We start from the raw sequence: 13220 nt of genomic DNA, 5'->3' as shown, positions 1-13220 counted from the left end.
ATTCGTTACCGTTACCGGAATTCCGAGGCAGAGTCATGCTGGCGAAGTGATCATCCCAGGGACACATAGAGTCCGGCTTCGCCGTGCTCCGGAAGAACGAGAATCTCCTCCGTGAATGCTCGCGTAATCTCGCCCTTCTTGTCCGCCGCCTCGACCTGGTCCCACAGGTCCTCACACTGGTTGCGTGATGCACCGTCGGGAACGAACCGCGCTGCGTACATGTCGGACACTCTGACCAGCGAATCGCCGACGGTCAACTCGTCGATGTTGTCGCAACGGTATCCGGCGACGGCAGACCATCCCGCTTCCGGGTGTCTGGCGTAGACCACCGTCAGATCCCGGACACCGCGGTAACGGAGTCGCTCCACGGTGAAGTTCATCAAGTCCGCGGCAGAACCGAGAACCCCAGGCGCAGCACCGGGCACCACGAGCCCCCCGACCTGATACGAAGTGACTTTGACAATGGAGAATGTCACTGCGGTTCACCGCGCTTCACGGATCGCACCGCTACGTACAGGTCGATCCCATATGCATGCGGGTAGCTTTCGAAGTCGCCGGTGAACGTCCGCTCGATCTCGCCACGGCGTTCCGCCTCCCATATCTCATCCCACAGCCGGGAGAAGGTCTCCGCGAAATCCGAGCCCCTCACAGAGAACTTTGCATACGTCCCCGCCGGTAGTCGGGAGATCATGTAGCCGGCCGGCACGTCGTCGAGCGACTCGCAGCAGTATCCGACCGTCTGAATGTAGTAGGAGCCGACTTCCTCGGCGTGATCCGTGTAGGTGGACGCGAGCGGCCCCGACGTTTCCCCGTTCAAGACTGCGAACCACGCCTTCTCCAACTGTGGGTCGCGTACTCTCCCGAGTGCCCGGCGCGGACTTCTCACCGGCAGACCGGCGACAAGGGTTTCTTTGCGGTCGATCAGTCGATACGGCATCGGGCATACCTCCATGCGGCGCGAATTCCCTCCCCCTGCGCGCGCTGCCCGACCCCTCACACGCAATACCGGGACAATTCGAGACTAGGCCCAAAAGCTTCCGGTTTCAAACATTCCCACAACTCAACCTGAGGTATGTTTTTACTTGTATTATCAATCTTTGAGTTCCCACGTTCGAGGCAGCTCCTTATCCTATCGATCTCCGGCACCGGCCCACGACTCTGCCAACGTGAACCACCTGACCTCGTAGGCCGACCACTCGAACTGCCGACCGTCCACAGACGCACTGAGCGTTGCGTCCGTGGTGTTGACGACCACGCGAGCAAGGTCCGTCTCGAGGGCGAGCAACCCGTCCGCCAACTGCACGGTTCGCCGATCGACGGTCGGTGGAAACCAACGAGCGAAACGCTGGAGGATGTCGAGGAACGGTAGCGGCCTGCCGCCGTCGATGTTCCAGGTGTCGGTCCAGAGGCAGGTCGCACACGCCACCCCGTGCGGTCGCGGGTTCCAGTACAGAACTGCGTCTGCTCCGCTACCCGCGAGTTCGATCATCGCGGCAACCCGCAGAGCAACCTGACGCTCCGAAGACCAACCGGGCTCAGGCGGCTCGACATACCACTCGGCCCACCAGATGGGAAGGCCTACCTGCGTGCGCAGCCATTCGTTGACCGCGGCAAACTTCTGAACTGCTGTGAACGCGTCCGGCGCACCCTGAGCGGTGGTCGCGTGCGCATCGACGACAACGAAATCGGCACCCTTCCGATGCATGTTCCAATACACGAACGCATCCAAATACCGTTGATCGACCGCTCCCCAAGGTCCCTCCAGCTGCGGGGACGTACCGAGCGAACCCACCGGCTTACTCGCAAACTCGACGTAGGGTCCGCCGACCTGATTCCTCGGATCGACCTGTTTGACCGCGTCGTATACCGCGTTGTACAAGGTGGTATACCCCTGTGCATCCCAGCGATCGATGTCGTCGTCGAAGAACCCTTTGAACTCGTTCCACACAAGGAAGTGGCGGACCTGCGGATAACGCCTCGCCACCTTGGCGCTCAGCGCGGCGAAATCTGTGAAGTGGTCGGCATGCGGAGCAACCTCCAGTCGGTCCCAGTCCGTCTCCCCCGGCTCGCCACCTTTCATCCAGTCCGGCGCACAGCACAACACGATCACCGGGGTGCCACCGCTGTGGAGAATGAAGTCCATCCGGCGGTCCAAACTTTCGAAGTCGTATCGGCCCGGCGAAGGTTCCGGGTTGTCCACCCCCCACCCCATGATGGCCTGCGCCTGCACCATCGGCACCGACCCGACTGCTCTCTCAGCGGCGGCAACCGCCAAGGGGTCACCCGTGTCGGCGCTGAACTGCGTGTGGGTGAAACCCCAGCCGGGAGTCCAGATGCTCTCGACTCCATTCGACGGAGGAATCCCTGGATACCCCAGATGCACGGCGAGAAGCAATGCGGCCACAGCAGCCGTGATCGACAATCTGACCGTGCCCCACCGCCGGATCGCGCTTCGTGTGACCAGCCGGGTCCGGATACGGTGCGTCATGACCCCGTGTCCTCGCTGTCAGGCGTGCGTCGATCCGCGCTCGGACGTCGCGAAGACCCCTTGCGGAATGCGCGCTCGCAAGCCCAGGAAGAGCACGACATTGACCGCTACCAGCAGGACGAAAACGACCCCGAACATACCGACAAGCAGCAGTAGTGCGCGTATCACCAAATCTGTCATACCGATTCGATTCCTTTCTCATCCTCGGGCCCGGATGACCCGACTACCACGGCACACACGTGAGTTCGCTGTAGAGGTCGTCGATCTGCGCTGGCTGCAGGTTGGCACTGCGGTACATCTTCGGCCAGCCGTCCAACTCGAACGACAGCTGTGGCCGACGCTCGATCATCCGCAACTCGGCGAGCGTCGCCACAAGTCCGTGCCGCATCAGCAGGTGCCGCGTCAATGGCATCAGAGCACGATGAAACAGCTCCGGATTGCTCACATGTAGCACCATCGCAAACACGGGCACGCCCTTGTACCGGCACGTCCGATACATGACGTAGCAGGACCCCTGCCCGCGGATCACCACGAGATGACGCGCAGCAAGCGTATGCGCGTGGTCGTGGTAGAGGTCGAGTTCTGCTCCGGTGAGCGTGCGCGCAATGACCCGTGGGTCGGAACTGACCCTCGTTCGCGAGAACGTGGCGGGCCACGGGAGGTTGGGGACGAGCGCCGCGGAGGTATCGAGGTGACGGAACCCACGCCAGGCCAACACTTCCCGAGGCCCCTCTTCGGGCGACAGCACGGTGAAGTGGTATCCGTCCTGCGCCAGCAAGGCGTCGAGCAATGACATGCTGCGCGACCGGTACTCGGGCAGCACACACCACGATCCCATGTTGCAGAACCACTCCGTCCGCCCGTCGAATTGCCGCTGGGAGTACAGAGCCAGCAGTGTCCCCACCACATCGGGTCCGTCCCGCAGCATGAATCCCAGATTCGGCGCATCCACCTTCCACGACACTGTCGCGAACGCAGTACCCCAGGGGACCCGGTCGTTGTGATGGAGGCGCAAGAAGTCGGCTACCGCAGTCAGATCGGATTCGGAGATCGGGTGCATCTCGACGGTCATGGCACAGGGACCGTTCCGGAAATATCGTGTGGAACAGCGCACGCTTTCCGCCACCACGCCTGCCCGGATGCCGGAAGCGTGTCGATCGGGTCGTAGTACGGATAGACCCGGTTCAACGCGTCGATGTCCCTACCGTCCAGACCGGTGCGATAGTTCTTGCTCCAATGCGAGATACCGCGAATCCGGTCGTAGTACACCACCTGGTGAACCCACCGCTTACCGACGAACGGGACGTCGCACACGATCCGTGGCGTCGCGAAACCCGGCAGGTACCCCATCATCTCCTGCTGCAGTTGCTGCGCCTCCCACAGTGCAACCCGCCAGTGCTCGGCGTGCGGAATCATGTCGCACATGTAGAAGTAGTACGGCAGAATGTTCGCTTCACCCTGCAATGCGAAGCACAAGTCGAGCAGGTCGGTGGTGGTGGCATTCACCCCGCGCAGTAACACTCCCTGGTTGCGTACGTCGCGCAGACCCGCGTCGAGGAGGGCCCGCGTCGCCTCTGCGACCAGCGGAGTTACCGACTGCACATGGTTGATGTGGGTGTGCAACGCCAGATTGACACCTCGAGCCGCAGCGACGCGGGCCACGCGAGCGACTCCGTCGACCACCTTGCCCTGCAGCCAATGCTGCGGCAACCCTGCCAGCGCCTTCGACGCCAAGCGAATATCGCGCACGGTGTCGATCTCGAGCAACTCCATGACAAAGGCTTCCAGCCGCGGCCACGGAAGGTTCGCAACGTCACCACCGGACACCACCACGTCACGCACGGACGGTGTGGCGCGCAGGTATTCCAGCATTCGTTCCTGCCGGTCGGCGGGACGCAGATCCAGCTTCGCCTTGCCGACACTCGGTGTGGAATTACCGACGAGATCCATCCGTGTGCAATGACCACAGTATTGCGGACAGGTCGACAACAGCTCGGCAAGCACCTTCGTCGGGTATCGGTGGGTCAGCCCCTCTGTCGCCCACATATCGCTCTCGTGAAGCGAATCCCGCTCAGCGTACGGATGAGAAGTCCACTCCGGATCACGATCGCTGAGCACCGGCAACATATAGCGGCGAATCGGATCGGCATAGAAGCGCTCGGTGAATCCACGGCGTGTGGTACCCGACGACGTCATGGTGTTCAGCATCTGCGGCGGTAGCAACATCGACATCGTCGCCCGCTCCTGCTGATCAGCGGCGAGGTCCGCGTAGAACTGTTCGTCGAGTAGATCACCCATCACCGCGCGCAACTGCGCGATGTTCTTCACGGAGTGCGCGCGCTGCCATTGCGCATCGCGCCACTCGGAATCGGTGACCGCCGCCCACCCCGGATATCGTCGCCAGTCCGGCTCGGTCAATTCCCTGCGCACATACGTGTACGGCTGATCGGTGGCGTAGGCGAATCCGGTCTTCTCGGATTCCATGTAGGTGGTCATCGTGATACAGCCTTCCGCGAATCGGTCTCCGGAATTCCGGCCGAGATCAGTTCGGTGGCGACGCGACGGCCGGATCTGATCGCCCCTTCCATGAGCCCGAAGAACTCCAGGCTCGTTTCGGTACCGGCCCAGTGCACTCGACCATGAGGTTCGAGCAGGCTCGGCCCGAGCCGCAGCCAATCACCGGGGCCGAACAGCGCGGCATAACATCCCTTGCTGTACGTCTCGGACAGCCAGTCGGTCACGGTGCACTGCGACGGCGCCGGCAGCTGTGGGAACAGCCGACGGGCGTGGGCCAGTGCCGCCTCCTTCTGCGCCGACTCCGGCATTGCGGAGAAGGCAGATGCTGCAGCACCTGTGACGAATCCGGTCAGTATGCCGACGGATTCGTCCGGCGGGGAATCATCGACTGTAGACAACAAGGACCCCTCTGCACTCACAGACCACCCGGACAGGCCACTTTCACGCCATATCGGCGCCGGGTAGCTCAGGTGCACCTTCACCGCACATCCTCGCCCGGTCGCCGTCGTCGCCCGCGGCTCGGCCAGACCCGGCCAGAACTCGATCTGCTGGGCCAGCAGCGGCGGGACGGCAACCACGACACGGTCGGCCCGGTACGTCGTGGACACCCCCTCACTGTCCGGACCGCAGTGCACCACAACCTTCTCCCCGCCCTGGTCGATCGAACGAACAGGACGCTCCAACCGCACTCGATCACCGAGTCGGTCGGCGAGCGCCTCACACAGGAGATGAGACCCTCCGTCGACCCGCCATTGCTGCGCCCCGCCCTCGAACGCGTTGAGATAGCGGATTCCGCCTCCGGACGACAGGTAGAACGCCATGTGTAGTACGGAGATCGACGCGGGGTCAGCCGCCATCATCTCGCCGAGGAAGAGTGGAAGGAACGCCCGTGCATCCGCATGATCGATCTCCTCTGCCGCCCACTCGGCAACCGAGATCCGGTCGAGGTGTTCCGCGTCCAGGCTCAACCACGGGGCGTCTGCGCGTACCGACGCGACAAGCTCGTCCAACCGATCGAACAGATCACCGAGTGCCACAGCACCCAGTGGTGGTACCCGACCCGTGGTGGTCGTCCTCCTGCCCGCCATCAAGAACGTGCTCTCCCCGGTCATCCCCGTGGAAGCCAGGCCGAGTCCGTACTCACGTAACTGCGTGAGAAGCTCGGTGTGCCGCACGCCGAGATAGGCGGCTCCCCCATCCGCCGAAACACTTTCGGACACCGGAATGCCGTGCATCCGTCCACCCACACGGTCGCGCGCCTCCAGGACCGTGACGTCCGCGCCCGCCGCCACCAGATCCACCGCGGCGGTCAATCCGGCGAGTCCCGCACCGATGACGACGACCCGCATTCGCATCCCGTTCATGGCGCCACCGCCGTCACTTTCGCGAACAGCCCTTCCGCCGAGGGTGCATCGAGGAAGTCGTCGTACGGCAGTTCGATGCCGAAATCCCGAGCGATTGCACTGAGCACGCGGGTCGCCAGAAGCGAATCGCCACCGAGTTCGAAGAAGTCGGATCGGGCATTCACATCGGGGGTCTCGAGGACCCGGCGGAAGATCTGGACAATATGGTCGGGACTCATCGTTCTACTCCTTCGATGTCTTCGCTCAGTGCGGCACGCTGTGTCGCCGATCGATCGATTTTTCCGTTTGCTGTGTGTTCCAGTCCGGCGACGAAATTCACTCGGGAAGGGACGAATTGGCTCGGCAACCGCTCGCGCAGGAAGCGCTTGAGATCGACCGGCGTCGGTGCCGTTCCCCCGGCCGGAACCACATAGGCCGTCAGCGACATTCGCCCGAGCAGCAGTTCCCCGACCACCACTGAACCCGAGACGGCGGGATGGGTGTTCAACTGCGCCTCGACTTCCGCCGGATGCACCCGCACGCCGAGTACTTTCAGCTGATCGTCGGCGCGACCTCGCGAGAACACCAACCCAGTGTCGCTGCGAGTCGCGAGATCCCCGGTCCGGAACCACCGGGCGGGTCCGGCTCCGTGATCAGCGACGGGAAAGCCCGTCGCTGTGTGCTCCGGCATCTCCAAGTATCCGGTGGCCAGCGATGGCCCGGACACCAGGAGTTCACCGTCTTCGGTGACGTGATCACGTACGTGAGGTAGCGGGTACCCGAGCGGCGCGTCGGTGTCGAGTGTCTCGACCTCCGCCTCAGTGCCCGGTCCGCTCAGCTGCACCGCGTGGGTGATCATCGTCGTCTCCGTGCACCCGTAGGTGTTGAGCAAGACGATGTTCCCGACGGCGAGCGCGCGCCACTGCCGCAATCGGGTCGGATCGACCCGCTCACCGCCGATCACCACCAACCGGAGACTGTCCGGCAGACCGATCTGCTCTTCGTGCAAGTAGAGCACGAACTCGTGCCAGTACGCCGTCGGCAGGTCGATCATCGTGATCTCCTGCTCGGCGAGCATCCGCACGAAGAACCCGAACGATCCGAGGTGAGCCGCATCGTCGAACACCACTGTCGCGCCGGCGATCAACGCGGGTACCATCTCCTCCAGGCAGGTGTCCCAGCCGAGAGAGGCGAATTGGAGCACACGGTCATCGGGTGTGAGTTCGAAGAGGTCACGCAGCGCACGCGCGGTGACGGTCAGCGCGTGGCGCGAGATCACGACCGGTTTCGGGGCTCCGGTGGAACCCGAGGTACACAGCACGTACGCGGGATCGACACGATGATCGTCGACGGCCGGACCGTCCTGGAGCCATGACACGTGCGACACATCGCTGTTCACCGCAGCCAGGTCGCCGAGCGCGTCGATCCGCAGGATGTCCCGCTCCCAGGTGTCACGGTCGGTATCGATTACACGATCCACTCCGAGGGCCGTGGCAAGAGCGTGCTTGCGGCCCGAGGGAAGAGCCGAGTCGATCGGACAGTAGGTCGCACCGGCCTGCAGGATTCCGAGCAGGTGCTCCACCACGGCGGGTGTGTGCGACACGACCGCACCGATCCGGCCGGACCCCGTGTGTGTGTCCGGCCGGATCATGCGGTACCTCGACGCGGTGAAGCGGACCCGCTCGGCGAGGTCCCCGTAGGTGATCACGGACCCGTTGTGCACGAGGGCCGCATGTCCGGGCAGATCCTGCGCCGCAGCGACGAAGTCCGTCACCGCGTCACCGGTGAGAGCGATGTCGGCGGTCTCGATGCCGGGTTCGGAAAGAGTGTTGTGAGACATGGTTTCCTCGTTGTCGATGGAGTTTTGTTGCGGGGAGGTTTGCTCCTTCTTCATGACGTCAACATCGCGAAACGCTCGAGAACGACGAGCACGAATCCGATGAGAAGCGGTACTGCGATGAACGTGAGTGGACGCAGACGTCTGTATTCGTCGGGTGCGAGGCGAAGGCGCCACGCTTCACGCACGCCCAGGATGCCGACGAGCAGGACCAGGAAGGCAACGCCGACAGCAGTCCACGGTGTGAGCCACACCTGCACTCCGGTGGACATCGGCCCCGTGTGGTCGGCTTCGGCCTCCGGAGGCCAGTCCAGTGAATAGACCGTGGCATCCTGGTTCTCGACGACGACGCGGAGCCCGGGCGCGGCAGCAAGCGAGTCGCGGAACTCGTCACCCCAGCCGAGGGGGTACCCCTGGCCGAGCTCGACGAACGCCTCCTGGCTTCGCGTGGTGATCAGGTAGGTGTCCGGCCCCTTGTCGCGGAGCGCCTGCAGCACACCTGCTACGTCGGTCGAATCGAGCGGCGCCATCGTGTTCGACCAGTGGACGCGCTCTACGTCGCGGTAGCCGAGCGGCATGAACGGTGTCGAGTTGAGTTCGGGGACTGCGGTGACGTAGAGGAACCGCACGTCGTCTGTGGTCTGGTCGTAGACCGATCCCACCGCGCTCACCGCACCACTGTCGATCCGCTCGAAGGGCTCATTTCCGTATCGGGTGATGAAGAAGGAAAAGAGCATAACCAGACCGAGGACGCCGGCCAGGCACCGCGCCAGGAGCGACGGCCGCGACACCGGGCGAGGGAACAGGGCGAGCGCGACGAGCACCGACGCAGGGGCAAGTGCGAACAGATAGACACGCAGCGCCATCTCGCCGCCGTAACTCTGCATGAACGCCAGGCCGATCGGAGCGGCGATCAGGACGAGGAGCACGCGGTCCTCGATTCCTCCCCGTCGCCTACGGAGCAGACCGACTCCAGCGATCACGAAAACCAATACGGTACTGAGCATCCGGGCACGTACCACCCATTGATGTTCGGGGTTTCCGAGTCCTGCCCGGTCCGAAATGTTCGCGGTCACCGTCGACCCGACGTTCCCCACACCGCTCATCACCTCACCGAAGTGACCGCCCCAGTACGCCTGGGTCATATAGCTCACCCACGCGAGGAGGATCACGACGAGCAGCACGGGAAGTCCCCGAAGCATGCATCGCCGCGCGACGACCAGCCCAGTGACGCTCATGATCATGGCGAAGGGTGTCAGCTGGTGGCAGACGGTGGCTGCAGCGAACAGCCCCACGACGACAGCGAAGATCACGACCCGTTCCGATTGGGTGGCCTTCCTGGGTGGCAACTCGCCGCGTGATGCGCCACCCCACAACCGTCGCCACAGCCTGCTTCCAGGGCGCAACGGCCACGGCACATCTCCCGACGACACATGAGGCGCGCGGAACCAGATGACGAGAAAACCTACGAACAGCAGGTAGAGCAACAGCGCGAAGCCCTGCGGCGCGAAGTAGTCCTGTCCGATCCAGTTGAGGAGGCAGAAGAACATGGCCGCCAGCCACTTCGCCTGCCAAGAAATCCGGAGCGGGCTCATCAGCGCCCCGAGAGCGACGAGATACAGCAGATTGGTGACCACCGAGGCCACGGACACGGCGGCGTGCAGAGCCGTCAGGTCCCCCGATCCGCCCCAGAACGCAGCGAGCGCGAAGAACCCCGGCCAGGACCATCGGGCGTCGAGGTCCGGTGCCGTGGTCCCCGTTCGGGCAATGTATTCGACGAATCCGATGTGCACCCAGCTGATCGGGAATCGTGGCTCCGACTCCAGCAGCAGTGTGATGCCGTGCAACATGAGTACGAGCAGGACGAGGTAAATCCCGAGCAACCAGATGTACGGCCGCGCAAGCGACAACGTCCCGATGAAACCGAGGACGAGGAGAGCCGGTCCGAGCAGGGTCGATACCGTCAGAACCGAAATCAACCCGAGCCCGGTCATGGCGTCGAGATCGACGCCGCGCAGCCCGCCGAGGTATAACACGATCGCCACGATGGGCGCGATGCAGAGAATCACCACGGACAGACGCTGCCCGCGGTCCTTCGGAGGCGGCAACGGCCGAACACCGGTTTCGGCGGACTGTTGAGCGATCTCGGCCGGATCCGGCCGGCACTTGTCCGCGTCGATCAGGGACATACGGTCTCCTCGTATGTCTCGATCTGCCGGTCGGGCTGTTGACGCCGCAGCAGCAGCCTCCCGAGATCCGGAAGTACGGTCAGCATCGCGATGAGCTGGCCGAGCAGCACCGCAACGCCCACGGCGGTGAGCCGGGGATCACCGAACTGCGAGAACACCCCGTGGTATTGCTGCAGGAGGACAACCAGTCCCAGTACGGCCATCGCCCGAAGCGACTGAACGACGATGATCCGCCGGCTTCGGGTCCGTGCTCGCAGCGTGCCGAGGTAGATGTCCACCACCGCGCTGGCCAGGCTCGCAAGGGCCAGCAGTTGCAGCAGCGGCACCGCGTCGAGGTATCCGTCACCGAGCAGTCCCATGCCGTACGGCGCCCCGAGGCCGATCACGACGAAGCCGACGACGAGCAGACCCAAGGTCCTGATGAGTGCAGCACGACAGTAGCCGGCCAAACGCGCAGGAGCGCACACGCCTTCCACTGCCAGAGACACGGCACTGTTGATCGCCACGAGAGTCAACATGTTGGAGACGGCCCAGGCCAGGAAGAAGTATGCGTACGTGTGGGGCGCAACCCGCAGCGCCACCAGGACGGGGACGAGGAAGATCGTGCCGTACTGGAGGAGCGCACCGAAGTAGTCGGCGGCGAAGAACCGGCCGACCTGCGCGGCCCTCACCGCGACGTCGTGCGTCGACCTGCGCACATACCGAGGCAGGAGTCTGCCGAAGATCAGGAGGTTCACCGGGAACACCACGATGAACATGGCGATGATCCAGGAGAAGAACACTCCTGTGTGGGGCATCGATTCGGCCAGTAGCACGAGCAGACCGAGTTTGACGACAGCGAACGCCGCGTTCCACAGGGGCACCCAGACGGCTACTCTCAGCCCGGTCAGGACACTGTCCTGCACCGTGATCACACTTGCGACCACCGCCGCGGAGACGAACCACAGGCGCATGGTCGGCTCACGCAAGATGTCGTAGGCCGGACCACCCAGCATGTCGAGCGTGAAGAGCAATGCCACGGCAAGGACCGCCACCACACCGGAGGTCAGGAGGTATACGAACACGACGGCGCGCACGGTGCGCTTTCCGGTCTTCGGAATGAAGCGGTTCAGCGTGCCCGCGAAGTTGGCCGACACCAGTCCGGTCAACAGCATCAGCGCAGAGATGGCGGCGGAACCGCGACCGACGTCGGCATCGTCGTAGTAGCGCGCAGCGAGAATCCAGTATCCCAGGCCGAGCACGCCGCCGATCCCGGCGTTGAGCACGAGCGCGTAGGTGTTCCGCAGGAACAGCGAACCGTCACCCCGACCGCTGACCAACCGATCGATCCCCCGACGACCGCCTGTGGAGCCACCGTCGGGGGCATCGATCGAGACTACGGTCTCACCCATGTCGTACGACCCGTTTACCTGCTCGCCGAGCACCGCGTACGGTCGCGTACCCCGCGGTCAGCACGCGGTCCCGCAGGTAGAAATTCTTGTTGCCGTCCATGATCGAGGCGAAGTCGTTGTCGTCGGTACTCCGGCGGATGGTCAGCCTCGGGATCATGAACGGGTCGCCGGATGCGGTCGCGCGAATGTTCCGCACGGATGCTGCACACTGATAGCCAGCCGCTCTGGCGGCCACACGCACCCGCGGAGTCGAGTAGCCGAAGGGATAGGCCAGCGAGCGGACTGGGGTACCGACACAATCTTCGAGAAGGATCCGGCCGATGCGAAGTTCGTCGCACAGCGCAGCATCTGCGCACTGGTCGAGTTGAGCGTGGCTGTGGCTGTGGGCCCCGATCTCGACGCCGGCGGCCGCGAGTTCCCTGACTTGAGCCCAGGTCAGCATCGGCCCCAGAGGGTGTCCGGCAGCGTTGGATCCGGCGTCGTCGATCCAGCCACTCGTGACGAACACTGTCGCAGGGAAACCGCGGCGACGAAGAATCGGCCAAGCAACCTGTGCGAAGTCCGCGTATCCGTCGTCGAATGTGAGCACCACCGGCTTCTTCGGCAGGGGCTTGCCGCCCGTCACCGCATCAGCGAGGTGGGAGAACGTCATCCCGCTGTAGCCGTTCTGCGCCAGATAGCTGACCTGTCGGTCGAGCGCGCCGGGTTCGACGGACAGACGACGTGTCTCCGCGGTGGGGGCTTCCGAGACCGAGTGGTACATCAGGATCGGGATCGACTCGTTCATGGTGCCCCCGTTCATGATTCTTCCGTCATTGCTGGTCGCCGGCGCAGTGGCGCACCGCCGCGGGCGTAACCGGCTGCGGCGGCGAGCAGGCCGACCGAAATGGCATACGAACGCTCGATGCCGGCTCGTTCTCCGCGAAGCGCATCACCTATTCCCCGTGCCATACCGCGAGTGAGGGTGCGAGTGGTGTAGCTACGCTCGGCCGAGAGCCCTTCGGCAACACCCACGCTGCGTGTCACTGCCGCCTTGGACAGCCCTTCGGCAAAACAGCGGGAGCGGAAGTAGGAGAAGGTCTCCCGCGCAGCCGGGACGCGATGCCAGATCACCGCCCTCGGTTCGAAGACGAAGGTCCAATCGGGACGATGTTGGCGCACGCGGATGCAGAACTCCGTCTCCTCGCACCCCAGAGGCCGACTCTCCTCCGCGGTCCGGCCGATGTGACTCGGGAATCCTCCTGCCACCGAGAAGACCTCACGACGAAAGGAAGCATTGCCGCCCAATAGGTTCCGGACCGGCCCCGGTTCTCTCCCAGTGAACGTGCAGCCCAGGACCCAATCGAACTCTTCCGGGAACCATCGAGGCCGCCCGGATTCCCAGGCGGGCAGGGTCGTGGGGGGGGGTCCCAGGCAGGCAAGGGAAGGGTCGGGGGGGAGGGCCGGGCCGCAGAC

The 13220-nt window shown here is 64.0% G+C and carries 13 protein-coding genes; all 13 read right to left on the bottom strand.

Annotated features, from left to right (window positions below; translation table 11 throughout):
• Window positions 1–50: 50 nt before the first annotated feature.
• Window positions 51–476, bottom strand: coding sequence for a hypothetical protein (locus tag ACZI8W_RS01060; protein WP_463366631.1), 426 nt, complete (start codon window positions 474–476; stop codon window positions 51–53).
• Window positions 473–937 carry a GyrI-like domain-containing protein gene (locus tag ACZI8W_RS01055; RefSeq protein ID WP_463366630.1) on the bottom strand — a complete coding sequence of 155 codons (465 nt, stop codon included), beginning with the start codon at window positions 935–937 and terminating at the stop codon, window positions 473–475. Before ACZI8W_RS01055 ends, ACZI8W_RS01060 begins: the two co-directional genes overlap by 4 nt.
• Window positions 938–1129: 192 nt before the next feature.
• Complete coding sequence (locus ACZI8W_RS01050) at window positions 1130–2488, bottom strand: GH39 family glycosyl hydrolase (protein ID WP_463366629.1); 1359 nt, start codon at window positions 2486–2488, stop codon at window positions 1130–1132.
• A gap of 18 nt (window positions 2489–2506) precedes the next feature.
• The gene (locus ACZI8W_RS01045; RefSeq protein WP_463366628.1) at window positions 2507–2668 is read right to left on the bottom strand and encodes a hypothetical protein; all 162 of its coding nucleotides are present in this window, start codon (window positions 2666–2668) and stop codon (window positions 2507–2509) included.
• Window positions 2669–2711: 43 nt separating this feature from the next.
• Window positions 2712–3560 carry a hypothetical protein gene (locus ACZI8W_RS01040; RefSeq protein WP_463366627.1) on the bottom strand — a complete coding sequence of 283 codons (849 nt, stop codon included), beginning with the start codon at window positions 3558–3560 and terminating at the stop codon, window positions 2712–2714.
• Window positions 3557–4984 carry a KamA family radical SAM protein gene (locus ACZI8W_RS01035; protein WP_463366626.1) on the bottom strand — a complete coding sequence of 476 codons (1428 nt, stop codon included), beginning with the start codon at window positions 4982–4984 and terminating at the stop codon, window positions 3557–3559. Before ACZI8W_RS01035 ends, ACZI8W_RS01040 begins: the two co-directional genes overlap by 4 nt.
• On the bottom strand, window positions 4981–6369 hold the full coding sequence (locus tag ACZI8W_RS01030; protein ID WP_463366625.1) for a flavin monoamine oxidase family protein: 1389 nt from the start codon (window positions 6367–6369) through the stop codon (window positions 4981–4983). The genes ACZI8W_RS01035 and ACZI8W_RS01030 overlap by 4 nt, the downstream gene beginning before the upstream one ends.
• Entirely contained in the window at window positions 6366–6587 is a 222-nt protein-coding gene (locus tag ACZI8W_RS01025; protein WP_054806043.1) for an acyl carrier protein, read from the bottom strand. Before ACZI8W_RS01025 ends, ACZI8W_RS01030 begins: the two co-directional genes overlap by 4 nt.
• Entirely contained in the window at window positions 6584–8188 is a 1605-nt protein-coding gene (locus ACZI8W_RS01020; protein WP_463366624.1) for an AMP-binding protein, read from the bottom strand. Before ACZI8W_RS01020 ends, ACZI8W_RS01025 begins: the two co-directional genes overlap by 4 nt.
• Window positions 8189–8238: 50 nt before the next feature.
• A complete protein-coding gene (locus ACZI8W_RS01015) occupies window positions 8239–10374 on the bottom strand; it encodes a hypothetical protein (RefSeq protein WP_463366623.1) in 2136 nt (711 codons plus the stop codon).
• Window positions 10365–11765, bottom strand: a complete 1401-nt coding sequence (locus tag ACZI8W_RS01010) for a lipopolysaccharide biosynthesis protein (RefSeq protein ID WP_463366622.1) — start codon at window positions 11763–11765, stop codon at window positions 10365–10367. Before ACZI8W_RS01010 ends, ACZI8W_RS01015 begins: the two co-directional genes overlap by 10 nt.
• Complete coding sequence (locus ACZI8W_RS01005; protein WP_463366621.1) at window positions 11758–12567, bottom strand: polysaccharide deacetylase family protein; 810 nt, start codon at window positions 12565–12567, stop codon at window positions 11758–11760. Before ACZI8W_RS01005 ends, ACZI8W_RS01010 begins: the two co-directional genes overlap by 8 nt.
• Window positions 12564–13013, bottom strand: a complete 450-nt coding sequence (locus tag ACZI8W_RS01000) for a glycosyltransferase family 2 protein (protein ID WP_463366620.1) — start codon at window positions 13011–13013, stop codon at window positions 12564–12566. The genes ACZI8W_RS01005 and ACZI8W_RS01000 overlap by 4 nt, the downstream gene beginning before the upstream one ends.
• Between the last annotated feature and the right edge of the window lie 207 nt (window positions 13014–13220).

The sequence above is a fragment of the Rhodococcus ruitaii genome (assembly GCF_055230935.1).
Note: the sequence above shows the minus strand (reverse complement) of the source record. Positions and strands in the feature narration are given on the sequence as shown.

Excerpts from the sequence above, each read along its gene's own strand:
- ACZI8W_RS01005 (WP_463366621.1), bottom strand. The coding sequence starts at position 12,567 with ATGAACGGGGGCACCATGAACGAGTCGATCCCGATCCTGATGTACCAC.
- ACZI8W_RS01040 (WP_463366627.1), bottom strand. The coding sequence starts at position 3,560 with ATGACCGTCGAGATGCACCCGATCTCCGAATCCGATCTGACTGCGGTA.
- ACZI8W_RS01035 (WP_463366626.1), bottom strand. The coding sequence starts at position 4,984 with ATGACCACCTACATGGAATCCGAGAAGACCGGATTCGCCTACGCCACC.
- ACZI8W_RS01050 (WP_463366629.1), bottom strand. The coding sequence starts at position 2,488 with ATGACGCACCGTATCCGGACCCGGCTGGTCACACGAAGCGCGATCCGG.
- ACZI8W_RS01045 (WP_463366628.1), bottom strand. The coding sequence starts at position 2,668 with ATGACAGATTTGGTGATACGCGCACTACTGCTGCTTGTCGGTATGTTC.
- ACZI8W_RS01055 (WP_463366630.1), bottom strand. The coding sequence starts at position 937 with ATGCCGTATCGACTGATCGACCGCAAAGAAACCCTTGTCGCCGGTCTG.
- ACZI8W_RS01015 (WP_463366623.1), bottom strand. The coding sequence starts at position 10,374 with ATGTCCCTGATCGACGCGGACAAGTGCCGGCCGGATCCGGCCGAGATC.
- ACZI8W_RS01025 (WP_054806043.1), bottom strand. The coding sequence starts at position 6,587 with ATGAGTCCCGACCATATTGTCCAGATCTTCCGCCGGGTCCTCGAGACC.
- ACZI8W_RS01010 (WP_463366622.1), bottom strand. The coding sequence starts at position 11,765 with ATGGGTGAGACCGTAGTCTCGATCGATGCCCCCGACGGTGGCTCCACA.
- ACZI8W_RS01020 (WP_463366624.1), bottom strand. The coding sequence starts at position 8,188 with ATGTCTCACAACACTCTTTCCGAACCCGGCATCGAGACCGCCGACATC.
- ACZI8W_RS01030 (WP_463366625.1), bottom strand. The coding sequence starts at position 6,369 with ATGAACGGGATGCGAATGCGGGTCGTCGTCATCGGTGCGGGACTCGCC.